Origin of the sequence: Variovorax sp. LG9.2 (genome assembly GCF_035018885.1) — a bacterium.
Classification (GTDB): Bacteria; Pseudomonadota; Gammaproteobacteria; order Burkholderiales; family Burkholderiaceae_C; genus Variovorax.
Genome location: NZ_JASJXB010000032.1, coordinates 18,625 through 43,223, shown reverse-complemented (window position 1 = coordinate 43,223; position 24,599 = coordinate 18,625). Strand labels below are relative to the sequence as shown.

Annotated in this window: 16 protein-coding genes; all 16 read left to right on the top strand. The window is 66.2% G+C overall.

Features of this window, described 5'->3' with window-relative positions; all coding sequences use genetic code 11:
* Positions 1-19 precede the first annotated feature (19 nt).
* The 16 genes from QN413_RS22840 to QN413_RS22765 all read left to right on the top strand — a co-directional run bounded on the left by QN413_RS22840 (position 20) and on the right by QN413_RS22765 (position 24,569).
* Positions 20-1,357: a DotU family type VI secretion system protein gene (locus tag QN413_RS22840; RefSeq protein WP_323498887.1), complete on the top strand. Its 1,338-nt coding sequence runs from the start codon at positions 20-22 to the stop codon at positions 1,355-1,357.
* Positions 1,354-4,950, top strand: a complete 3,597-nt coding sequence (gene tssM, locus QN413_RS22835; protein WP_323498886.1) for a type VI secretion system membrane subunit TssM — start codon at positions 1,354-1,356, stop codon at positions 4,948-4,950. The genes QN413_RS22840 and tssM overlap by 4 nt, the downstream gene beginning before the upstream one ends.
* On the top strand, positions 4,947-5,627 hold the full coding sequence (gene tagF, locus QN413_RS22830; RefSeq protein WP_323498885.1) for a type VI secretion system-associated protein TagF: 681 nt from the start codon (positions 4,947-4,949) through the stop codon (positions 5,625-5,627). Before tssM ends, tagF begins: the two co-directional genes overlap by 4 nt.
* Positions 5,624-7,474: a serine/threonine-protein kinase gene (locus tag QN413_RS22825; RefSeq protein ID WP_323498884.1), complete on the top strand. Its 1,851-nt coding sequence runs from the start codon at positions 5,624-5,626 to the stop codon at positions 7,472-7,474. Before tagF ends, QN413_RS22825 begins: the two co-directional genes overlap by 4 nt.
* 60 nt (positions 7,475-7,534) lie before the next feature.
* Positions 7,535-9,106, top strand: coding sequence for a murein transglycosylase A (locus tag QN413_RS22820; protein ID WP_323498883.1), 1,572 nt, complete (start codon positions 7,535-7,537; stop codon positions 9,104-9,106).
* 71 nt (positions 9,107-9,177) lie between these two features.
* A complete protein-coding gene (locus QN413_RS22815) occupies positions 9,178-9,738 on the top strand; it encodes a hypothetical protein (RefSeq protein ID WP_323498881.1) in 561 nt (186 codons plus the stop codon).
* Positions 9,739-9,779: 41 nt separating this feature from the next.
* Positions 9,780-10,580 carry a type VI secretion system accessory protein TagJ gene (locus QN413_RS22810; RefSeq protein ID WP_323498880.1) on the top strand — a complete coding sequence of 267 codons (801 nt, stop codon included), beginning with the start codon at positions 9,780-9,782 and terminating at the stop codon, positions 10,578-10,580.
* Positions 10,573-11,091 carry a type VI secretion system baseplate subunit TssE gene (gene tssE / locus QN413_RS22805; protein ID WP_187053301.1) on the top strand — a complete coding sequence of 173 codons (519 nt, stop codon included), beginning with the start codon at positions 10,573-10,575 and terminating at the stop codon, positions 11,089-11,091. Before QN413_RS22810 ends, tssE begins: the two co-directional genes overlap by 8 nt.
* Before the next feature lie 5 nt (positions 11,092-11,096).
* Complete coding sequence (gene tssF, locus QN413_RS22800; RefSeq protein WP_323498879.1) at positions 11,097-13,019, top strand: type VI secretion system baseplate subunit TssF; 1,923 nt, start codon at positions 11,097-11,099, stop codon at positions 13,017-13,019.
* Positions 12,995-14,095 carry a type VI secretion system baseplate subunit TssG gene (gene tssG / locus QN413_RS22795; protein ID WP_323498878.1) on the top strand — a complete coding sequence of 367 codons (1,101 nt, stop codon included), beginning with the start codon at positions 12,995-12,997 and terminating at the stop codon, positions 14,093-14,095. The genes tssF and tssG overlap by 25 nt, the downstream gene beginning before the upstream one ends.
* A 19-nt stretch (positions 14,096-14,114) precedes the next feature.
* Positions 14,115-16,835 carry a type VI secretion system ATPase TssH gene (gene tssH / locus QN413_RS22790; RefSeq protein WP_323498876.1) on the top strand — a complete coding sequence of 907 codons (2,721 nt, stop codon included), beginning with the start codon at positions 14,115-14,117 and terminating at the stop codon, positions 16,833-16,835.
* Between the two features lie 36 nt (positions 16,836-16,871).
* Positions 16,872-19,823, top strand: coding sequence for a type VI secretion system Vgr family protein (locus QN413_RS22785; protein ID WP_323498875.1), 2,952 nt, complete (start codon positions 16,872-16,874; stop codon positions 19,821-19,823).
* 17 nt (positions 19,824-19,840) lie between these two features.
* Complete coding sequence (locus tag QN413_RS22780) at positions 19,841-22,432, top strand: DUF2169 family type VI secretion system accessory protein (RefSeq protein WP_323498874.1); 2,592 nt, start codon at positions 19,841-19,843, stop codon at positions 22,430-22,432.
* 29 nt (positions 22,433-22,461) lie between these two features.
* Positions 22,462-23,478 (top strand): pentapeptide repeat-containing protein, encoded by a 1,017-nt coding sequence (locus tag QN413_RS22775; protein WP_323498873.1) that lies wholly within the window; start codon positions 22,462-22,464, stop codon positions 23,476-23,478.
* Between the two features lie 31 nt (positions 23,479-23,509).
* Entirely contained in the window at positions 23,510-24,163 is a 654-nt protein-coding gene (locus QN413_RS22770; protein ID WP_323498872.1) for a DUF3540 domain-containing protein, read from the top strand.
* 10 nt (positions 24,164-24,173) lie between these two features.
* On the top strand, positions 24,174-24,569 hold the full coding sequence (locus tag QN413_RS22765) for a DUF4150 domain-containing protein (protein ID WP_187053293.1): 396 nt from the start codon (positions 24,174-24,176) through the stop codon (positions 24,567-24,569).
* Positions 24,570-24,599 lie beyond the last annotated feature (30 nt).

The following is a 24,599-nucleotide window of genomic DNA, read 5'->3' as shown; positions in this document are numbered from 1 at the left end:
CGCCCATGGGAAAAGCACCATGACAACCCCGGACCCTTTCGCTGCTTTCGAATCCGAACGTACGGTCATCAAGCCGAAGCCGCGCGCTGCTGGCGGCGCATCGCCGGCAAGCGGCAACGCCCCGTATGCAGCATCGGCAGAAGCGTTGCCAGCCGATGTCGGCGAGCTTGGCCTGCTCAATCCACTGGTGTCGGCCGCCGGCAAGTTGCTGGTGCTGATAGGCAAACTTCGCAACCTCGTGCAGCCGCCCAACGTGCCGGCGTTGCGCGCGTCCACAGCCGATGCGGTTAACCAGTTCGACGCTGCCGCGCGTCGCTCGGGCGCCTCGAACGAGTCGGTGCTGGCGGCTCGCTACATCCTTTGTACTGCGCTCGACGAAGCCGTCGCCAACACGCCGTGGGGCGTGCAGGCGGGCTGGAGCAAGCAGAGTCTGCTGGTCCAGTTCCACAACGAATCGTGGGGCGGTGAAAAGGTTTTTCAGCTGCTCGCAAAGCTGGCGCAAGACGTGCCGACGCACCGCAATTTGCTGGAGCTGATGTACAGCGTGCTGGCGCTCGGATTCGAAGGCCGCTACCGCGTGATCGACAACGGTCGCGCGCAACTCGACACCGTGCGGCAGCGCCTCGCCGATCTCATCGCCAAAGACCGGCCACCGCTGGAAGCCGAACTCTCGCCGCACTGGCGCGGCCAGGCAGCCGGCACCGCACGGCTGCGTGAATCGCTGCCGTTGTGGGTCTTCTCGGTCGGCTTCCTGTTGCTGCTCGCACTCGCCTGGTTCGGCCTGCGGCTCACCCTCAACAACCGCTCCGACACGACCTATGCAGCGATCTCCGGCCTGCGCGTGCCCAACGTGCAGATCGCGCCGCCGGCCATCATGGCGAAGTCGCCGCGGCTCGCGAAATTCCTGGAGCCTGAAGTCAAGCAAGGGCTCGTCACCGTCACCGACGAAGCCGATCGCAGCACAGTGCGCCTGCGCGGCGACAGCTTCTTCGGCTCCGGCAGTGCCGAGCCGATGCCGCAATCGCTGCCGGTGCTCAAGCGCATCGGCCAGGCGCTGGCCGAGGTCAAGGGCGAGGTGCTCATCACCGGCCATTCCGACAACCAGCCGATCCGCTCGATGCGCTATCCATCGAACTGGCATCTGTCGGCTGCGCGTGCCGATGCGGTCAAGGCCTCGCTGGTCGGTTTGGTAGAACCCGGTCGCATGCGGTCCGATGGAAAAGCCGATGCCGAGCCGGTCGCGCTCAACGACTCACCGGCCAATCGCGCGCGCAATCGCCGCGTCGACATCGTGCTGTTGTCCGAGCCGGAGCGCACAGCGGCCACGCTGAACGCAACGCCGGAGGTCAAGCGATGAAAAAGCTCCTCGGCTGGCTCTTCAGCCCGCTGCTCTTCATGCTGCTGGCGCTGCTGGTCGTCTCGCTGTTGATCTGGTGGGTCGGCCCGCTCATCAAGATCGGTTCGCTGGCGCCGCTTGAATCCGAAACCTCGCGCTGGGTGCTGATCGGCGTCATCGTGCTCATCGCGGTACTGCGCGCGACCTGGAAGCGCTGGCGCACGCGCAAGGCCAGCCAGAACCTCACGGAAGGTCTGATGCGCGCGCCGGCCGCCAAGACGGGCCCAGTGGATGAAGGCGAGCAGAAGGTGCTCGACACGCGCTTCACCGAAGCGGTCGCGACGCTCAAGCAGATGCGCCTGCATGCGGCCGGCCGCAAGCCCGGCTGGCGCGACTGGTTGTCGCTGTCGGGCGGCAGCTATCTGTACGACTTGCCGTGGTACGTCTTCATCGGCGCACCGGGTGCGGGCAAGACAACGGCGCTGGTCAACTCGGGCCTGTCGTTTCCGCTGGCCGACAAGTTCGGCCCCGGCGCCATTCGCGGTGTCGGTGGCACGCGCAACTGCGACTGGTGGTTCACCGACGAAGCGGTGCTCATCGACACCGCCGGCCGCTACACCACCCAAGACAGCCACCAAGCCGAAGACAAGAACGCGTGGGAAGGCTTCCTCGGCTTGCTGAAGAAGGTTCGGCCACGCCGGCCGCTCAACGGCGTGTTCCTGACAGTGAGCGTCGCCGACCTCCTGAGCCAGGGCGCCGAGGCGCGCAGCTCGCTGGCCTCGTCGATCCGCGCGCGACTGCTCGAGCTCGATGCCAAGCTCACCACGCGCTTGCCCGTCTACGTGCTGGTCACCAAGAGCGACTTGCTCTACGGCTTCACCGAATACTTCGCCGATCTCGGCAAGGAACAACGCGCGCAAGTCTTCGGCTTCACGCTGCCGGCCGCAGAGGTGGTGCAGGTCGACGAGAAGGGCCTGTCGGCCGCGTTCGGTCGGGAGTTCGGCTTGCTCCACGACCGCATCAACGACGGCCTCGTCAACCGCATGCAGCATGAGACGGACGTGACACGGCGCGCGGCTGTCTTCGGCTTCCCGGCGCAGCTGGGTTCGGTCGGGCCGCTGCTGTCGGACCTGCTCGACCAGGTGTTCACCGGCTCGCGCTTCACGCAGCCGCCATGGGTGCGCGGCGTGTACTTCACCAGCGGCACGCAAGAGGGCAGCCCGATCGATCGCGTGATGGGCAGCCTGGCGCGCAGCTTCGGGCTGGAACGGGCGATGCTCGCTCCGCAAAAGAGCAGCGGCCGCAGCTACTTCCTGACCTCGCTGTTGCGCGACGTGGTGTTCCCCGAGCAGCGGCTCGCGGGCGCCGACGTCAAGCTGGAGCGACGTCGTCACGGACTGCGCCTTGCGGCCCTGTCGCTCATGACGCTGGTCACGCTCGGCCTGCTCGCCGCATGGGGCTACAGCACATGGCAAAACCTCGACTACCTGAAGGCGGTCGAAGCGAAAGTGGAGCCCGCCAAGCAGACGCTGGCGGCACTGCCGGCGCGCGTGCAGAACCTGGTCGAAGTGGCGCCGGTGCTGCAAGGCCTGCGCGATATCTGGAAGGCGCCCGAAAACCGGCAGGGCAACGAGCCGCTCTCGATGACGCTGGGCCTCTACCAGGGCGACAAGCTCGACTCAGCTGCGATGCTGGCGCACCAGCGCGCACTCAACGAAGCCTTCTTGCCGCAGCTCGCCAAGCGACTCGAAGACCAGCTTCGCACCGCGCAAAAGGACAACCTGGAATTCAGCTACGAGGCGCTGAAGAGTTACCTCATGCTGCACCAGCCCGAGCACTTCGATGCCGACGCGCTCAAGGCCTGGATCACGCTCGACTGGGCGCGCAACATGGACCGCGGCATCCCGGAAGACCAGCGCAAGCTTCTCGAAGACCAGCTCGACGTGCTGATCGCGCAGGGCCCGCCGCGCTCGCCGTTGAAGATGGACGAGAACCTGGTGCGCAGCGTGCGTGGCGTGCTCGCCAGCTACCCGCTGGAGCAGCGCGTGTTCAGCCGGCTCAAGCGGCAGCGTCTGGGCAAGGACGTGCCGGCCTTCAGCGTGGCGGCAGCGGCCGGCCCTTCCGGCCCGCTGGTGTTCGAGCGCATCAGCGGCAAGCCGCTGACCGATGGCGTGCCGGGCATGTTCACCTACGACGGCTATCACAAGCGGTTTCAGGCCGAGGTGACCGTGCTCACCGGCCTGCTCGCGCAGGAAGATCCGTGGGTACTGGGGCAAGACCGCACCGCGACCGATCGACTGAAAGACGCGTCGCAACTCGGTGCGATGACCGACCGCGTGCGCCGCCTTTACCTCGAGGAGTACGTGAAGGTGTGGGAGGCGATGCTCGCCGACATTCGGTTGGTGCGCGGCGCAGGGCTCGAGAAGAACATCGAGACCGCGCGCATCTTGTCGGGCGCGAGTTCACCGCTCGCCAACTTCCTGCGTGCGGTAGTCAAAGAGACGACGCTGATTCCGGCCGAAGGCGCAAAGGACGTGGTGAGCAAGGCGACCGAGACCGTTCGCAACACGCGCAAGGGCCTCGAAGACCTGTTCGGCGGCGACTCCAACAAGCCAGTCGTGACCGGCAAGCGCATAGAGAGCATCGTGGACGATCGCTTCGAGCCGCTGCGCCGCATGGTCACTGCCGGCACGCCCGGTGGGCCGGCCCCGCTCGACGATGCACTCAAGCTCTTCAACGAGGTCTACGTCTATTTGACAGCCGTCGATTCCGCGGTGAAGAGCCGCTCGTCACCGCCGCCCGGCGACGTGGCCGCCAAGCTCAAGGGCGATGCGGGCCGGCTGCCGGAGCCGGTGCGCAGCATGGTCGAGAACCTGAGCCAATCGGGCGCGACGCAAGCGCAAAGCGCGGAGCGCAGCAACCTGAGCCAGGACCTGCGGCCGGTAACCGACTTCTGCACACGCGCGATCGCCGGCCGCTATCCGCTGGTCGCCACCAGCAACCGCGATGTGCTGCCCGAAGACTTCGGACAGATGTTCGGACCCGGTGGCTTGATGGACGACTTCTTCCAAAAGAAGCTGGCCGCACTGGTCGACACCAGCACCAAGCCGTGGCGCTACAAACCGGTGGCAGAGAAGGCGGCAGTCACCACCGCATCGCTCGCGCAGTTCGAGCGCGCTGCGCGCATCAAGGACATCTTCTTTCGGGGTGGCGGCCGCGGGCCGGCATTGCGGCTGGACTTCAGGCCGGTGGAGATGGACGAGAACATCACGCAGTTCATCCTCGATGTCGATGGGCAGCTGGTGAAGTACGCGCATGGCCCGGTCGTGCCGATGGCGGTGCAATGGCCGGGACCCAAGGGCAGCAACCAGGTGCGGGTGCAGATCAGCCCGCCTTCGGCCATCGGAAATTCGGGTCTGTCGACGGACGGACCGTGGGCGCTGTTTCGCACGCTCGACAAGGCGCAGCTCGAACAGGGCGACCTGCCGGAGCGCTTCTTCATCACCTTCAACATCGAGAACCGTCGCACCCGTTTCGAGGTGACGACCAACAGCGTGCAGCATCCGATCCGCCTGCGCGAACTGCGCGAGTTCTCTTGCCCGGAGGGGCTGTGAGCGAGACGCGAACCTTCCTCGCATCGGACGAGTTGCCGGGCTGGTTCGGCAAGCTTCCGGGCATGGGCGACTTCGCGCATCGCCGCATGCCGGAGCCGATGCGGGAGCGCCTCGACCACTGGCTGCAACGCGGCCTCTTGCGGCTGCGTGATGCGCACGACGACTGGACCGAGCGCTATCTCGCAGGTCCGCTGTGGTTCTTCGCTTTGGGCAGCGGATTGGGCGGCACCAACGCGTGGCTCGGCGTGCTGATGCCATCGGTCGATGGCGTCGGTCGCTACTTTCCTTTCATCATGGCGGCCGAATGCGAGGTGCCGCTGAACGAGTTCACGCCGGCGCAGTCGGGTGCCGTGTGGCGCTGGTGGCGCACTTGCGCACAGGCGGCACTCGAGGGGCTGGCGAACGACCTCGATGCAGGACGCTTCGACAACGCCTTGCTGCGCGTCTTCGATGTCGCCGACGGCCGCGCCGTGGAAGAGGTGGCCGATGCCGACCGAGGCGCGGCGATGGCCTGGCCGGCCGACGGCCAGTCGCTGTGGCTGACCGATCCTGTCGCCGAACCAGGTCTTCGCATGACGGCCATGGGCCTGCCGACCGACGCGCGCTTCGATGCGCTCTTCGGCTTTGTCAGCGACGAATGGGTGCAGCGGGTGAAGCGAGTGGAGGCAGAGCCATGAGCAATGCCGACGCCCCGAAGAACGACGACGGCGCAACGGTCATCTCCACGGGCGGCGTGGGCAGCACGGGCATGGCCCTGGTCAGCGGCAACCCGACACGCCTGCCGACCTCCGGCTCGCAAGCCGGCGCCGAAGCCGGCGTGTTGCCGGCCGGCAGCAAGGTCGGTGAGTTCGAGATCACCGCACTGGTCGGGCAGGGCGGCTTCGGCGCGGTGTACGAAGCGTGGGATCACACGCTGGAGCGCGTCGTCGCCATCAAGGAATATCTGCCGGTGTCGCTGTCGACGCGGCAATACGACGGCACGGTGGTGGCGTTGTCCGAGCGGCACCGCGAGACCTTCGACCTCGGCATGCGCAGCTTCATCAACGAGGCGCGGCTGCTGGCGCAGTTCGATCATCCCTCGCTGCTGAAGGTCTACCGCTTCTGGCAGGAGCGCGGCACGACCTACATGGTGATGCCGTTCTATCGCGGCGACACATTGCGCCAGGCGTTGGCCGCGATCCCGGCCGGTGTCGACGAAGGTTGGTTGATGCGCATCATGGACGGCGTGACGCAGGCGCTGGCCGTGATGCATGCGGCCAATTGCTATCACCGCGACATCGCGCCCGACAACATCATCCTGCTCGAAGGCTCGGGCCGGCCGGTGGTGCTGGACTTTGGTGCGGCGCGCCGCGTGATCAGCGACAAGACGCAAGCCATCACCGTCATCCTGAAGCCGGGCTACGCACCGATCGAGCAGTACGCCGAGATGCCCGACATGTCGCAGGGCGCGTGGACCGATGTGTACGCATTGGCCGCGGTGATGCACGTCGCCATCTGCGGTCGCGCGCCGCCGCCGTCGGTCGCGCGGTTGCTGTCCGACAGCTATGTGCCGCTGATCAATAACGAGATGCTGCGCCAGCGCTACAGCGCGCGGTTGCTGTCGGCCATCGATGCCGGGCTGGGCGTGCGGCCGGAGGCGCGGCCGCAGTCGATGGGCGCGCTGCGAGAAGCGCTCGGGCTCGATGACGAGACGACGAACGTGCCGGTGCGGCGCTCGGTGCCTGCTGCGCCAGCGTCGGCGCCGGCGCCCGCACCGCGCCCGTCGAAAGCCGTTGCGGCTTCGAGCGGCGGCGCGGGCAAGGCCGTCGCTGCCATCGCGGCAGTCGCGGTGCTTGCCGTGGCCGGCGGCGGCTGGTGGTGGATGCAGGGCAGGTCGAACGGCGCCGACACGGTGGTCGGCAGCGCAGCCGGTTCAATAGACGGCAAAGCGTCCACGCCGCCAGACACGAAGGTCGCTGAAGTTTCCGCGCCCGCAACCGCAACCGCAGCCGCAGCCGCACCGCCGCCCACACCACGCACGCCGACCGAATCGATGGCCGCCATCGGCACCGGCGCCACACCAGGCTTCAACGTGACAGCGACGCCGCGCAAGGCCGAGGTCGTCATCAAAAAGGATCGGCTCTCTTTCGACGTCAAGAGCAACCGCGACGGCTACGTGTACGTCTATCTTTTGTCGAGCGGCGGAGAGATGTTCCTGCTGTTCCCCAACCTGCTCGACAAGTACAACAAGATCACTGCCGGCACATCGATCTCGCTGCCGCGCGCATCGTGGCCGATGGACGCGGGCGGCCCGGCCGGCGTCGACTTGTTCGCGGTGGTGGTGAGCGAGCGCGAGCGCGATTTCTCCGGCTCGGGGATTCAGAACGACGGCGTGTTTCCGCAGTTTCCCGTGCCGGTGCTGGCGGCCCTGGAGGCGACGCGCGGCGCCGGCCCTTCGCCGCTGGTCGGCAAGCCCGTGTGCCCGCCGGGTGCGCCATGCAACGACGTCTACGGCGTCGGGACTTTCAAAATCACAGAGAAGTAAACGTCCTGATGAACAGGCAGCCCTTTCGGGCCGGCTCGTTTCACGGCAAGGAGACCGCCCATGAACACCTCTTCGACGACTTATCCGGTTGCCATCATGGTCGCCATCGCGTTGGCAGGATGCGCCATCGGGCCCAAGACCCCCGCTTCCACGACGACCGCTGCATCGACGGCGCCAGCACCCGCACCCGTCGAAGCCGCGGCACCGGCGCGACCCGCGACCAGCGGGCCCGGTGCTGGCAACGTCGCCGGCCAGGCCCGCACCTTTTCGACCCAGCTCGCGACCTACACGGCGGTCAATTTCGATTCGGTCCCCGGCTGGCGGCGCGACGACTTCGCCGAAACCTGGCCCGCGTTCCTTGGCAGCTGCAAGGTGCTCACCGGTCGCGGCGATGCCTGGAAAGAGGTGTGCGAGCGCGCTCGCAGAGTCAGCGACAAGAGCTCGCCCGCGATTCGCGACTTCTTCGAAACGGAGTTCGCGGCGTATCAGATTCGAGACGACGACCGCAAGCCCGACGGCGTGGTCACCGGCTACTTCGAGCCCGAGATCAGCGGCAACCGGAGTTATGCGCCGCCCTTCATCTACCCGGTGTACGGCCAGCCTGAGGACATGCTGTTCGTCGATGCGCGCAAGTTGCCCGCCGGCAACGGCACGGTGCCGGTGCGCGTGCAGGGCCGCGACGTGATCGTGCAGATGGGGCTCAGCACGCGTGACATGGGCGCGCCAGGCTTGTATGCGCTCGACCTTTCCACCATCACCCGCGACACGCTGGATCGCCGCGTGCGGCTTCGCATCGATGGCAAGCGGTTGATGCCTTACTACACGCGTGAAGAAATCGAAACGCGCGGCGCGCCCAACGCCAAGGTGCTGGCCTTCGTCAACAGCGCGACGGCGCTGTACGAAATGCAGATCCAGGGCTCGGGCCGCATTCGCATGCCGAGTGGCGAGGTGGTCCGCATCGCCTATGCCGAACAGAACGGCCAGCCGTTTCGCCCGACGCTGGTCGGCGCGGCCAACAGCAAAGGCAAGAGCGCGGTGCGCACGCGCGGCGGCGCCATCGAACTCGACCCTGACGACGATGACGACGAAGACCTGAGCGCAGTCAAGACGCGCGGCTTCACGCTGGCCAAGCCGGTCGAGAGCGGTGCCGTCATGGTGCCCGGCCGCAAGGCCACGGGCGACGTGATCGGCTCCGGCATCAAGGACCCGAGCTATGTGTTCTTCAAGGAGACGATCGGCGCTGCGGGCGGCCCGGTCGGCGCCTTCGGCGTGCCGTTATCGGCGGGGCGGTCCATCGCGGTCGATCCGCGCAGCACGCCGCTCGGCTTCCCGGTGTTCGTGTCGACACGCGCACCCGGGACCGGCGCGCCGATGCAGCGCTTGACCATCGCGCAAGACACCGGCGGCGCGATTCGCGGTGCGGTGCGGGCCGACTACTTCTTCGGCAACGGCACGCAGGCCGCGGCCAATGCGCGTCGCATGAAGGAACGCGGCCAACTTTGGATCTTGTTGCCGCGTGGCCTGGCGGTGGCAGCAGCCGCGACGTCGACCCTCCGGACGCGCGGCGCCGCGGTCGGTGCGGACCTGCCGCAGTGCCTGGTGCCGGTCGAAGGGCAGTGCGTCGATGACTGACTTTTCAGTGCTTTTGCACCGACTTCCGGCTTTGTTTCTTACCCATCTGATCTACCACGGGAGTGAATGCCATGTCATTGAACGGCGATGGATACCTGGACACCGACGAGGCATTGCGCCTGCTCGACCTTGGCCTTCGCAAGGGCGTGTCGCTCGACATGGCGATGTCGATCGACAACCGCGGAACGCCGGTCGAAGGCGAGTCGCCGCGCACCTATGCGGACGGCAAGGCGCGCATGGACCTGCTCGGCTACGACGTGCACGCGGGCTTGCGCATCGCGCCGGGCGCGAGCACGGCATCGCTGTCGCTGTCGCACTTGCACGTCGTGCGGCAGTCCGATGCGGCCACCGCGTCGATCGCCAGCCTGCTGCGCAACCAGACGGTCGGCCTGACCATCACCGTGTCGATCTATCGCTCGGGCGGTGAAGACGGCTCGCAACTGGAACCGATGATCGAGTTCGTCTTTACCGGCGGCCGCGTCAACGAGGTCGCCTACCTCACCGGCGGCTCGTCGGGGCACCCATGCGAAATCATCCGCTTCGGCTACCGCGTGATGTCGATCAACTCTGCCGCGCAGCTCGCCACCGGCATTCGCGGGGCCGTGCGTACCTGCGACCTGACGGCTTCCTGAAAAGAACCGAGCAAGCGCAAAGCGAAAGCAAAGGAGTTGCCATGTCCGCCATCGAACTGTTGAAGGCATCCGACCCTGTGGGCGCACTCAAGGCGCTCAGCGACGATGTGCGGGCCAAGCCGGGCGACAGCAAGAACCGCGTGTTCCTGGTGCAGCTGTTGTGCGTGCTCGGCCAGTGGGAGCGCGCGCTCAACCAGCTGTCGGTCGCCGCCGAACTCGACGCACTGGCCGTGCCGATGAAGCAGGTCTACGGCGAAGCCATTCGCTGCGAAGGCGTGCGTGCAGAGGTGTTCGCCGGCTCCCGCACGCCGATGGTCTTCGGCCAGCCCGACGAATGGCTAACGCTGCTGATCGAGTCGCTGCTGCGGCGCGGCCGTGGCGAAGAGGCGATGGCCGAGCAACTGCGCGAGCGCGCCTTCGACGGTGCACCCGCCACGGCCGGGACGATCGACGGCTCACCCTTCGAGTGGCTGGCCGATGCCGACATGCGGCTCGGCCCGGTGCTCGAAGCCTTCGTCAACGGCAAGTACTACTGGGTGCCCTATGCGCGTCTCTCGCACATGAAGCTCGATCCACCCGAAGACCTGCGCGACTGCGTCTGGTTGCCGGCGCATCTGCAGTTCAAGAACGGTGGCGAAACACTGGCGCTGATCCCGACGCGGTACGAGGGCTCCGAGAAGAGCGACGACGGCGCCTTGCAACTGGCACGCAAGACCGAATGGCGCGAGCTGGCACCCGATGTGTGGGTCGGCTCGGGCCAGCGCGTCCTGGGCAGCGACGCCGGCGAGCACGCGTTGATGGACGTGCGAGAGATCCTGTTCAAAGAAGCCTCGAATGGCTGAGCCCGCCAGCGCGCAGGAGCGGTTGCAGCCATCGCTGCTCGACCGACTTGTCGACCATGCGCCGACGGAGAAGCGAGAGAGCGACGACAAGCGAACGCTCACCAAGCAGGCGCTTCGGCAAGCGGTGCTGCGCGACCTCGGCTGGCTCTTCAACGCGACCGGCTTTGGCCTGGCCTTCGACGACAAGCGCCATCCCAACGCAGCGCGCTCGGTCATCAACTACGGATTGCCTATGCTTTCCGGCCAGTTCACGTCGAGCGTGCAGCGTGTCAGCATGGAACAGGCTTTGAAGAACGCGATCCTGCAGTTCGAGCCGCGCATCCTGCCCCGCACTCTGGAAGTCGAACTCGTCATGGAAGGCCCGGCCCTTGATTCACACAACCGCATCGGGCTGCAGATTCGCGGCATGCTCTGGGCACAACCCGTGCCGTTGGAGTTCCTGATGCGAAGTCGCATCGATCTCGAAGAGGGTCGCATCGAGATCGAAGACATGGCGCACCCGGCACGGTAGTCGGCATGGACCCCCGCCTGCTGAACCTGTACGAGCAGGAGCTTCGGTATTTTCGCGAAAGCTCCGGCGAGTTCGCGCGGGCTTTTCCCAAGATCGCGCACCGCCTCGGCGTCGAAGGACAGGAGGTCGCCGACCCGTACGTCGAGCGATTGATAGAGGCCACCGCCTTCTTGTCGGCGCGCGTCGGACTCAAGCTCGATGCGGAGTTTCCGCGCTTCACCGGGCACCTGCTTGACATCGTGTATCCACACTTCATGGCGCCGACGCCGTCCATGACGGTGGTGTGCTGCACTCCCGAACTCGACGATGCGAACCTTGCCACCGGGCCCACGCTGCCGCGCAACAGCGGCCTGCGTTCGCGCCATGCCGTGGGGCAGAACACGCACTGCGAATTTCGCACCGCACGTGCCTTGCGCGTGTGGCCGATCGAGGTGATCCGGGCGCAGTACTTCACCTATGCACCCGACCTGCCGATCAACCAGCATCCGCAGGCGCGCGAGATCCGGGGTGGCTTGCGCCTGTCGTTGCGCACGACGGCCGGCCTCACCCTCGACAAGCTCCAGCTCGATGAGCTGGTGATCCACTTCGGTGGCGCCGACGACGTGGCGTGGCAATTGCACGAATGCTTTCTCGGCAAGCCGATCGGTGTCATGGTGCAGCCGATGGGTGCAGGCGGTACGGTCACTGCGAACGCTGTACGGACGCTACCGGCAACTGCGGTGCAACCGGTAGGTTTCGACGACGACGAAGCGCTGCTGCCGATAACGGCCACCGGCTTTTCCGGCTTCAGGCTGGTGCAGGAGTACTTCGCGTTTCCGCAGCGCTTTCAGTTCGCGCGCATCGTCGGCTTGCAGGCGTTGCTGCGCAGCATGCCGGGCACCGAGGTCGAGCTCGTCGTGCTGTTCTCACGCGGCGACGCGGCGCTCGAAAAACTGGTGACGGCAGACAACATCCAGCTGCACTGCGTGCCGGCCATCAACCTCTTTCCCAAGCGCCTCGACCGTGTCGCCATCACCGAGGGCAACAGCGAATTCCATCTGGTCCCCGACCGCACGCGGCCACAGGATTTCGAGGTGCATTCGGTCACCGAGGTGCTCGGGCTCGGCAACGTCGGTCAGGGCCAGGGAGCCCCGGGGCCCGGCCAGTCCGATAGTCCGCAAGAGCTCCTCTTCCGCCCTTTCTATGCCGCGTTCCATGGCAGCCGGCACAGCCATCCCGCGTACTACACGACGACGCGCGAGCCGCGCAGCCTGTCGGTTAAGCAGCGCACCGAGGGGCATCGCAGCAGCCACATCGGCTCCGAGGTCTACATGCAGATCGTCGACCCGCAGGAGGCGCCGTACCCGCCGGGCTTGCGCCAGTTGGCGGTCGCGGCACTCGTGACCAATCGCGATCTGCCGATGCTGCTGCCGCTCGGGCGCGACAACGATTTCGATTGCGTCGACTCGTTCCCGGTGCAGCGCGTACGCATGGTGCACGGCCCGTCGCGGCCGGTGTCGCCAGTGGTGAACAACGGCCTTGGCTGGCGTGTGGTCGACCATCTGGCGCTCAACTACCTGTCGATCGGCGGTGCCGATACGCACAAGAACGCGGCTGCCCTGCGCGAGATGCTGATGCTCTATGCGGTGCATGCCGACGAGTCGCGCCAAGTGCAGGTGCGCGGTTTGCTGTCGGTGTCGTCGAAGCCGGTGGCGCGACGCTTGCCGATGGCCGGGCCGATCGCTTTCGGCCGCGGGCTCGAAGTCACGCTCGAAGTCGACCGGAATGCTTTTCTTGGGCAGAGCGCCTTCCTTTTCGGCTCCGTGCTGGCGCAGTATCTGGCGCGCCATGTCGAGGTGAATCACTTCGTCGAAACGGTGCTCACCGTCGCCGGCAAGGGCGAGACGATGCGCTGGAGGCCGCTGTGCGGGACGCGCCCGGTGATGTGACCTCACGGGTCGGTGCGCACCTGCATTCGGTGTCGCACGAGCCGTGGGCCTACGACTACTTCGCGTTGATGCGTCGCCTGGAATCGGTCGCAAAGAGCAGTCCGCGCTGGGGTCGTGCGTTGCTGCCGAGTGCCGAGCCGGTGCGCGTCGGGCAAGAGCCGTCGCTGTCGTTCGCGCCCGCCAGCTTCAGTCGATTCGAAGCGGCGACCGATGTCTCGCCGCCGCGCCTGCGCCAGCATTTCTTTGGCTACCTCGGACCCAATGGCCCGCTGCCGGTGCACCTGAGCGACTTCATTCGCGAGCGCTTCATCAACCACGGCGATCCGACATGGGTCGCGTTCCTCGACACTTTCGCGCACCGTTTCTCGCTGCACTTCTACCGCGCGTGGGCCTCGTCGCGGCCGGCCGTGGCGCTCGATCGACCGGGCGAGGACGCGTTTCGATTGCAGTTCGGTGCACTGGTCGGTGCCGGCACCGCAGCGCGCAATCACCGCGACGAAATCCATGACGACGCGCGGCTGCACTTCGCCGGATGGCTCACGCGTCGCGTGCACAACGCGGAGTCGGTCGAGGCGGTGCTGTGCAGCTACTTCGGCGTGCCGGTTCGGCTCGAGCGATGGGTAGGCCACTGGATGGCGTTGCCGCCCGGCGAGCTCACACGGCTCGGTCGCGGTGAGGCTTCGCGCTCGATGGGCATGGGCGCGATGCTGGGGCAGCGCGCGTGGGACCGGCAGCATCGGGTGCGGCTGCATCTCGGGCCTTTGACGCTGGATCAGTACCGCCTCTTCCTGCCGATCGGCCCGGCGCGCCCCGAGCTGCAACGCTGGATGCAGCAGTTGCTCGGCGACGAACTCGAGTGGGATGCCGAGCTCGTGCTCGAGCAACAAGAGGTGCCGGCGACGCGGCTCGGCCAGGCGCGGGGCGGTAATGCGCCGCGCCTCGGTTGGGTCAGCTGGCTCGGGCAGTGCCCTCGCACCCACGACGCCGCCGATGTGCGCGTCCGGCGCGATGCGGGCGAGCTGGTTTCGCATCGTTCGGCGCGTTCTTTTGAAACCACGGCGCACGGTTCGTCTTGATCACATACGGAGAAATGCAATGAGTGAAATCAGCCGCACCGCCTTGTTCGGCAAGCTCAACTCGCTGGCCTACAAAGCCATCGAAGGCGCCACGGTGTTCTGCAAGATGCGCGGCAATCCGTACGTCGAGCTGGAGCACTGGTTCGCGCAGTTGCTGCAAGCGCAAGACTCCGACCTGCACCGCGTCATCCAGCACTACGGGCTCGACATCTCTGTCATTGCGAAAGACATGACCGCTGCGCTGGACCGGCTGCCGCGCGGTGCCACGGCCATCAGCGATTTCTCTCCGCACATCGAGAACGCGATCGAGCGCGCCTGGACCTACGCCACGCTGCAGTTCGGCGAGGCGCAGGTGCGCACCGGCTACATCCTGATCGGCATGCTGAAGACGCAGAGCCTGCGCAACCCGCTGTTCAATCTGTCGAAGCAGTTCGAACGCGTCAAGGTCGAAGACCTGGCCGACAACTTCGTCAAGATTTGCGACCCGTCGCCCGAGTCGCAGATGCGTGCGCAAGACGGCACCGGCATGGCGTCAGGGGGAGGCGTTGGGATACCGGGCGCAGACGCCGGCGCCATGGCACCGGCAGCGATGGGCAAGGGCGATGCGCTGAAGAAGTTCGCGGTCGACCTCACGGAAAAAGCGAAGAAGGGCGAGATCGACCCGGTGACGGGACGCGACGAAGAGATTCGCCAGATCGTCGACATCCTGATGCGCCGGCGCCAGAACAACCCGTTGCTCACCGGCGAGGCCGGTGTCGGCAAGACGGCGGTGGTCGAGGGCTTCGCGCAGCGCCTCGCGCGTGGCGATGTGCCGCCGCAACTCAAGGACGTGAAGCTGCTCACCCTCGACATTGGACTGCTGCAGGCCGGTGCCAGCATGAAGGGCGAGTTCGAACAGCGTCTTCGGCAAGTCATCGACGAGGTGCAAAGCTCGCCGACGCCGATCATCCTGTTCATCGACGAAATCCACACGCTGGTCGGTGCCGGTGGCGCGGCCGGCACGGGCGATGCGGCCAACCTGCTGAAGCCGGCATTGGCGCGCGGCAACCTGCGCACCATCGGCGCGACGACCTGGGCCGAGTACAAGAAGTACATCGAAAAGGACCCGGCGCTGACGCGGCGTTTTCAGGTCGTGCAGGTGCCGGAGCCGGACGAGGTCAAGGCCATTCTGATGCTGCGCGGCGTGGCCAGCGTGCTTGAGAAACACCATCGCGTGCAACTGCTCGACGAGGCGATCGAGGCCGCGGTGAAGCTGTCCCATCGCTACATTCCGGCGCGTCAGTTGCCGGACAAGGCGGTGAGCCTGCTCGACACGGCATGTGCGCGGGTTGCCGTGAGTCAACATGCGACGCCGCCGGAAGTCGAGGACTGCCTGCGCCGCATCGAGGGGCTCAAGGTCGAGCAGGAAATCATCGGGCGTGAGGAGACGATCGGGATCGATGTGACCAAGCGGGCGGCGGCGGTGGCTGGGTCGCTGGTCGAGTCGAACGAGCAGCTTGAAAAGCTCAATGCGCGCTGGCAGGAAGAAAAGGGCCTGATCGATCGCTTGCTCGAACTGCGGGCGCAACTGCGCAAGGCAGGTGAGGCGGTGGACTCCTCTTCACTCCCTCTCCCTTTGGGAGGGAGCGAAGCCGAAGGAGGGAGCAAAGACCGCGCGGCGCTGCTTGCGGAACTGCACGAACTGCAGGCCAGGATCGCAGCCGTCCAGGGCGAGTCCCCACTCATCCTTCCTTCGGTCGACGAGCAGGCCGTGGCCTCTGTCGTTGCCGACTGGACCGGCATTCCCGTCGGCCGCATGGTGAAGAACGAAGTGCAGGCGGTGCTGGAATTGGCGGACACGCTGAACAAGCGCGTCATCGGCCAGAAGCATGGCCTCGAGATGATCGCGCGCCGCATCCAGACCTCGCGTGCACGACTCGACAACCCCGGCAAGCCGATCGGCGTCTTCATGTTGTGCGGCACCTCCGGCATCGGCAAGACAGAGACCGCACTTGCTCTGGCCGAGGCGCTGTACGGCGGCGAGCAAAACATCATCACCATCAACATGAGTGAATTCCAGGAAGCGCACACCGTCTCCACGCTCAAAGGTGCGCCGCCCGGCTACGTGGGCTACGGCGAGGGCGGCATATTGACGGAAGCGGTGCGACGCCGGCCTTACTCGGTGGTGCTGCTCGACGAGGTCGAGAAGGCGCACCCGGACGTGCACGAGATCTTCTTCCAGGTCTTCGACAAGGGTTGGATGGAAGACGGCGAGGGCCGCATGATCGACTTCAAGAACACGATCATCCTGCTCACCACCAACGCTGGCAGCGAACTGGTCATGAGCATGTGCCGCGACCCGGAACTGTTGCCCGATCCGGTGGCGCTGAACGAGGCGCTCAAGGCGCCGCTGATGAAGATCTTTCCGCCCGCGCTGCTCGGCCGCATCGTGACGATTCCGTACTACCCGCTGTCGCCCGAGATGATGGCGATGATCGTGCGGCTGCAACTCGGCCGCATCCAGAAGCGCGTCGCGGCCAACCACGGCATTCCGTTCGAATACACCGAAGCGGTGGTCAAGCAGGTGGTGGCGCGCTGCAACGACGTGGAGTCGGGCGGCCGTGCCATCGACGCCATCCTGACCAACACGGTGTTGCCGACGATCTCGGTCGAGTACCTGCAGCGGCTGGCCTCGGGCGGCGAGATCAAGCGCGTCGCGCTCGATGTGAAAGACGCCGACTTCACCTACGCGTTCGACTAGACGAACACGACGGCAAGCCCACGAAAGATCTGCGACATGGCCGAAGAACTGTTCCACATCAAGAGCGATTCGCCGGTGGTCGACGACTTGATGTTCTGGACCTTGGTGGGCCATGAGGGCTTGTCGAATCCTTCGATCTACGAGCTCGTGGTGCTTTCCAGGAACGATCAGATCGACGGCAAGGACATCCTGGGCCGGGCCTTCGATGTGGTGCTCGATTTCTTCGACGCCGACGGCGGCAAGCACCAGCGTCATTGCCAGGGCCATGCCGTGCGCTTCATGCGGGCGGAACGGGCTGGTCGATATGCCTCGTACCGCATCGTGCTGCGCTCGTGGTTCTGGCTGCTGACCAAGCGCACCAACTCCCGCATCCTGCAGGAGAAGAAGGTGCTGGAGGTGATGGATGCGGTGCTCGAAGACAGCCCGATCAAGCGCTTCAAGAAGGTCGAAACCCAGAACGTGATCGGCAACCACTTGCAGCGCCGCTACAGCGTGCAGCATATGGAAACCGACTTTCACTTCATCTCGCGGCTGCTCGAAGACGAAGGCATTTACTACTGGTACGACGCACACGATGCGCCGGGCACGATGCACCTGTCGGACGCCAGCGAGATCGCTCATGAACCGTTGCCTGTGAAGCAGACGCTGCCGTACGTGAGCTTCGGCGTCAACGACTCGCGCTTCGAAGAGATCAGCCGCTGGGTCAGTGCCCGCAATTTCGAAAGCGGCAAGTACGACACGCGCGACAGCGACTTCAAGGCCATCGGCAAGCGGCTGGGCGCCAAGCGCGACACCTCGGACGATCACCAGTTGGCGGACTTCGAGGAGTTCGAGTTCCCCGGCGGCTACTTCACCACCGACGATGCCGACAACACCGCGAAGATCCGCGGTGAAGAACAGATCGCACGGCGCGACCGGCACTGGGCCATCACGACCTGGCCCGATGTAGCGGTTGGCCGTACCTTCAAGTTCACCGGCTCGCCCGATGGTTCGAGCGATGGTGAATACCTGATCGGCGGTTGTGACTTCGTGGTCACGCACTCCGGCTACGAAGGCATGAACGCCACCGACGGCAATGCGCATCGCATCGGTTCCGTGCTGCTTGCGATGGTGACCGAAGATCCGTCGAACAACGACATCGCCGGCTTGCTGAAGGAGTTGATCGACGGGCATCCGGCGTTGCGCATTCCGGAGCGCGGCACCCGGTCGTTTCTGATCACCGTGCTGCCGGCCGACATGCCCTTCAGGCCGCGCCGCATCACGCCGCGCGTGACGATGCCAGGGCCGCAGTCGGCCATCGTGGTCGGCCCCAAGGGCGATGAACTGCACGTTGACCAGCTCGGCCGCGTCAAGGTGCACTTTCACTGGGATCGCTACGACGACAGCAACGAGAAATCGACCTGCTGGGTGCGCGTGTCGCAGCCGATGGCGGGCACTTCGTGGGGCGGGTACTTCATGCCGCGCATCGGGCAGGAAGTGATCGTCGACTTCCTGAACGGCGACCCCGACCGGCCCATCGTCGTCGGCCGTGTCTACAACGACAAGCAGCCGATCCCGTACGACTCGCCGACGCGAAGCGGCTTCAAGACGCGGTCGACGCCGGGCGGCAACAGCAACAACTACAACGAGTTGATGTTCGAGGACAAGAAGGGCGAGGAGCTCGTCAACATCCATGCCGAACGCAACATGTCGACCTCGGTCGAGGCCGACGACTCGACCAGCGTGGGGCACGACCAGAGCATCACGGTCGAGAACGACCGCACGGTGCACACCATCGGTTTCGAAAAGCGCGAGGTCGACAAGGACCAGCGCAACATCGTCCACAAGGACCAGTACACCAACGTGACGCTGGCGCAGTACAACAACATCGGCAAGTACCAGGAAAACATCGTCGGCCTGACGGGGCAGTTCAACCAGGTCGGCGGCAAGGTCGACATGATCGTCGGCCAGACCTACAACCTGAACGTGACCGGCGCCATGACGCAGTTCTCGGCGTCGCTGGCGCTCACCTCGGGCGCCGTCACCGTGACTGCCGCTTCACTGGCGGTCGGCACCAAGGGCGACATGTCTTTCACATCGCAGGCCGGCCGCAAGGACATCACCAGCGGTGCGCATCTGGTCGCATCCAACGCTGGCATCAAACTGGTGGCCGCGGCCGACGTGGACCTGATGGCCTTCGGCAACATCAATGCGACCTCGATGGGGTCCAACACGACGGTGATGGGTTCCAACTCGAGTGGCTACATCGGCTCGTCGAGCGAAGCCAACATGGGCATGGCACGCAGCACCTTCATGGGTCTGCAGATGAGCAATTTCCTCGGCGCGTCGATCGGCAACGCGTTGTCGATCAGCATGGAGAACTGCGCTGGCCTGCGCATGGGCAACATCGGTGCGCTCGATTTCACGCTGGCGGCGTTCGACGTGGAGTCCGTCGGCATGAAGGTCATCAATCCCGGTGCGGGCGGCGGCGCGACCGCCGGCGCCATGGTGACGCTGTCGGCGGCCGGCGGATTGTTGGCGGGCGTGCTGGGCGTCGCCGACTCGGCCGCGACCATGAAGCAGTACGCCGACGCAGCCGCGGCACTGCGCCAGACGGCGAGCGAAATTCCCGAGCTGCCCGAACTCCAGGGCAAGCTCAACAGCCTGGCCGCCAGCGCCGACCGGCGACAACGGCAGCTCGGCACGGCTGTCGGTGCAGGCGTCGGTGCAGGCGTCGGTGCGGTGGTGGGCGGTGTGCTCGGCGGCCCACTGGGTGCCGCGGCGGGCGCCGCGGTCGGCTCGCAACTGGGCGGCAAATACGTGCCCGGCGCGGCACCGGCGGTGGGCAACGTGGCCGACAAAGCAGGCGAGGCCGTCGGCAAGGTGGCGGACAAGGCCTGGGACGCCGCGATGCCTTCCGCGCCACCCGCGACCAAGACACCGAGCCCGACCGACAACAAAGGCGGCAACGGCGGCAACGGTGGCGGATCGACTCCGGCGGGCGGCTGATGCAGGTCTGCAAGCCCATGTCGCTTGGGTTTTCGAGCCGCGCGATCGAATACCGAAAACGCTACGGCATGTGCGTCACGCACTATCTGCACGTGCCTTTCGTTCAGGGCAGCGCCGGCCGTTTGTGGGGCGAGCAGTCGCTCTGGAATTTTGTAGCGCGCGAGATGGCGCTGCCGCTGCTCGACGAGGGCGTGGCCAAGCTCACGCCCGAGTTTCTGGTGCACGGCCATGCCTATCCGCAGCCGTCGGAGGCCGCGGGCTGCGCGGTGCGCGTGCGCGTCGGGCATGTCGAGAAAACGCTGCTGGCTTTCGGTGAGCGCTGGTGGGAAGGCGACCGGCCGCGTGCCGTGGCCGCGGCGCCCGAGCGCATCGCGCTGGGCTGGCACAACGCCTATGGCGGTGCCGACTACGCACTGAACCCGCTTGGCAAGGGCCGCCAGGCCGTCAACGGCGTGCGCCTGCTGCCCAACATCGAACTGCCGGGATCGCGCATGCTGTCGCCGCAGTCCGAGGTAGTGCCGGCCGGCTACGGCCCGCTCGACACCTTGCACCCGCAGCGGCTCGCCTACCGTGGCACCTACGACGCCGACTACCTCAAGGCCCATGCGCCGGGCTTTCCGCCGGACCTCGATTGGAAGCACTTCAACATGGCCCCGAGCGACCAGTGGTTCGATGCGCCGTTGCGCGGCGACGAACCGTTTGCGCTCGACAACCTGCACCCGGTGCAGCGTCGGATCGAAGGCCGGTTGCCGGGCCTGCGCGTGCGCACCTTCGTCAACTATGCGATCGGCGCTGCCACCAAGCTGCGCGAAGTGCCGATGCGCCTGACCACGGCGTGGTTCTTTCCGCATGCCGAGCGCATGGTGCTGGTGTTCCACGGCATGGCCGAATGCGCGGAGGACGACGGTGCCGACATCCTTCAATTGCTGGGTGCGGTCGAACGCATCGGCGAGCCGAAGACCGATGCGCACTACATCGATGTGCTGGCCCGGCGTGCCGACCCGAAGCACGGCGGTCTTGAAGCATTGAACGATGCCGACCTGCTGCCCGAGGGCATCGACACCGCCGACCCCGAAGCCACCGAAGCCGAGCGGGCGTTCGCGATGGAAGGCCTGCAGGGCGCAGCGCAGCGCCGCCGTGCGGAGATGGACATCGCCGTCGCGCGCGAAAGGATGGCCGCCGAAGGCAAAGACCCCGGCGCACTCGCATTCACCCTGGCGCCGCCTGAACCCAGACGCAGCATGGGTGAGCTGCCGGCCTATCTCAAAGCCAAGCAGGAAGAAGCCCAGGCGCAGCAATGGGCCGCGATCAGCGACATGGCCGATCAGCTTCAGCGCGTGCTCGATCTCGAAGAGGTCGGCAAGATCGATATGGCAAAGCTGGTGCACCGCGGACCACCCGACTACAACGCCGAAGCGCATCTGGCCGCGCTGGATGCGCAGCGCGCTGCGGGCCTGGTGTTCGACCGTCGTCCCGTTGCGCAAAAGCTGGCGCAGCGCGAAGGCGCCGAGCGACTCGGCTACCTGCAGGCGGCGCATCTGCAGCCGCCCGCGTATCCGCAGCAGGGCGAAGTGGCGGCACGCGGCCGCGCGCTGATGCAGTGGATGCTGGCGCGCGGGCTGCGGAGTTTTCCGGGCATCGACCTGACGGGGGCCGACCTGTCGGCGCTCGATCTGCGAAATGTCGACTTCACCGATGCGTGGTTGGAAAGCGCGAACCTGCAAGGCGCCAACCTGTCGGGCGCCAACTTCACGCGGGCGGTGCTCGCGCATGCCGATCTGCAGCGCATGCTGGCGGTCGGCACCGACTTCAGCTACGCCAACCTGGGCCGGGCTCGCCTGGCCGGCGCGGTCTTCGACCAGGCGCAACTGGCAGGTGCCGTGTTCATGCATTGCGCGCTGGCCGACACGCACTTGCGCAGCGCCGTCATAGTCAACGCCAACCTGCTGAACACGTCGTGGGGCCACGCCGACTGGACCGGCGTCGAAGCCGCGGGCAATCTGTTCTACAAGCTCGACATGCAGGGGCTGCAGGCCGGCGAAGCCAACCTGGCGGGCGCGACCCTCGTCGAGTGCAACCTCAGCGGCGTGGACCTTCGTGGTGCGCGGTTGCCGGGCGCGAGCTTCGTCAGTTGCCGGCTCGATGGTGTGCGGCTGGCCGGCGCGCAACTCGACGGCGCGGTGTTCACCAAAGACTGCTCGCTGGTCGGCGCCGACCTGTCGCATGCCAGCTTGCTCGCAGCCAACTTCGGCGAGGTCGACATGCGAGATGCGTCGCTGCTCAAGGCCCGGCTGGCCGGCGCCAACTTCGGCTCGGCCCGCCTCTCCGGCTGCGATGCGCGACTGGCCAGCGCCGAGGGCGCGTTGCTGCGCAAAGCGGTGCTCACCCGTGCTCGCCTGGCAGGCGTCAACTTCAAAGACGCCATGCTGCAGCACGCGGATTTGCGCGGCGCTGACCTGCGCGACGCCAACCTCTTCGGAGCCGACATCTCGCGGGCCCGGCTCGATGCCGATGTGCGCTTCGACGGCGCATTGCTCGAGCGCGTGCGCAGCTGGCCGCGCCTTACGGCCGAACAACAGGCACGGCACGCGTCCGCGCATCCACTGTGAAAGCCGAGCATCTTTCGCTGGCGGTCAGCATGGGCGAGACCATCGACGGTCTCGACCTGCGCAAAGGCCAGTTCGCGAAGATCTTCATCGGCGGTGGTGTCTTCACGCAGGCGCAGCTCGACGAATGCGACTGGCGTGAAGCCGACGCGCGTGAAAGCGTGTTCGACCGCTGCAAGCTGCAAGGCGCGATGTTCAACGGCGCCAATCTGCGGCGCGCGGTCTTCAACCAGTGCGAGCTGGCGCATGCCGATTTTCGCAACGCGCATCTGCACGGCGCGACCTTCAGCGAGTGCACGTTGACGCATGCGCAATTCGCTGCGGCATGGCTCGGCATGGCGACGTTTTCGCGTTGCCGGCTCGACCACGCCAGCCTGGCCGGCGCCACGCTCGAATCCGCGGTGATCACCGACTGCTCGCTCATCGACGTGAATGCCGACGACAGCGAGTGGAAGCACACCTGCGTGCTGCAGTGCGACCTGGCGCAGCTCACCTGGGCGGGTGCGCGCATGACGCGTGCCGTGTTCACCAAGACCGCGCTGATCGGCAAGTCCTTCGCGGGTCTGGTGCTCGACGGTTGCCAGTTTTCATTCGCCGATCTGACAGGTGCCGACTTTGCCGGTGTCTCGCTGAAGCAATGCAACTTTCAGGGGTCGGTGCTGGACGGCGCTCACTTCAACCACGCGGTCGGCCCGCATGCGCTCTTTTGCGGCGCGCAGGGCGAGGGCGTCGATTTCTCCAACGCCAAGCTCCGGCAGGCGCTCTTCACGGCTGGGCAGTTTCCGTCGGCGCGTTTCGATGGCGCCGACCTCTACCAATGCCACTTCGCCAACGCGAACCTGGCCGATGCGAGCCTCGCCGGTGCCGAACTCACCTACGCCGACTTTCGCCATGCCGACCTCAGTCGCGCCGACTTGCGGCAGGCGACGATGTTTCGCGCCGCGTTGCACGGCGCACGGACCGACGAAGCGCAGATGACCGACCGCAGCCGCGCGCTCGAAACCGACCCTGAACTGGCGCGTGCCGAACGCTGGACTGCAAGCGCCTGACGCCACCTTTATGCTCTTTCCGGAGATACCTATGACTGCCACTGTCGTTTCGAAACCGCGCCGCCGAACGGCCGTGCGCCACGCTGCGCCGACGCCTGCGCAGAGTTGTGTCGGCGTCATCACCGCCGCTGACGCGAACGGAATTTCGGTGAGCAGCGGCAGCCTGCAGGCACGCGGCCGACGCGCTGCGAGTTGCCTGCTCGAACCGGCCGTTGGCGACACCGTGGCCTGCTTGCTGGTGGCGCCCGACGAAGTCTGGGTGCTCGCTGTGCTGCAGCGTGAAGAGGGCACGGCCAACGTGCTGCGCTGCCACGGGCCGACGCGCATCGCGGTCGACGGCGGCGCGCTGACTTTGGCCGCGCCGCATCTCGCGCTCGAAAGCGAGGTCTTTTCATTGCGCGCAGCCAAGGCCAGTGTCGCCGCCGACGATGCCGAACTCGTTGGCAAGAACCTGCACGTGATCGGCACCGCGGTGAAGCTGGTCGGCTCCGTGCTGTCGACCGTGTTCGAGCGCGTCACCCATTTCAGCCGCAACCACTTGCGCACCACCGATGGCATCGACCGGGTGCAGGCGACGCATGTCGAATGCGAGGCCGAGCAGCTGGCGCGCATTTCGGGCCAGCATCTGCTGCTCAACGGACAGAACCTGGTGAAGGCGCGCGGCGGCCAGATCCACTTCGGTTGAAGGCGCGGCCATGTTCGCCAACTGCCAGCTCATGGGCACCGACATGGGGTTTCCCGATGTCTGCATGACGCCGGCTGCGCCGTCGCCGTTGCCGATTCCTTACCCGAACATCGCGATGGGCCCGATGGCCATCCCCAACTGCCCGACCATCCTCATCATGGGCATGCCGGCGCACAACCTGGGCACCAGCATTCCCATGACCAACGGCGACAACGCCGGCGTCGTGATGGGCGTGGCCTCAGGCACGGTGATGGGACCGAGCCGGCATTTGACGGCTGCGTTCACCGTGTTGTTTCAGGGTATGCCGGCCACGCGCCTGACCAGTGTGTCGCTGCAAAACAGCACGAACTGCCCCGGTGTAAGGGCCGTGCCGAGTCAGGCGCTGGTGTTGCTGCTGTCGCCGTGACACCATGCTGTTCCAGGCCAGACATTCACA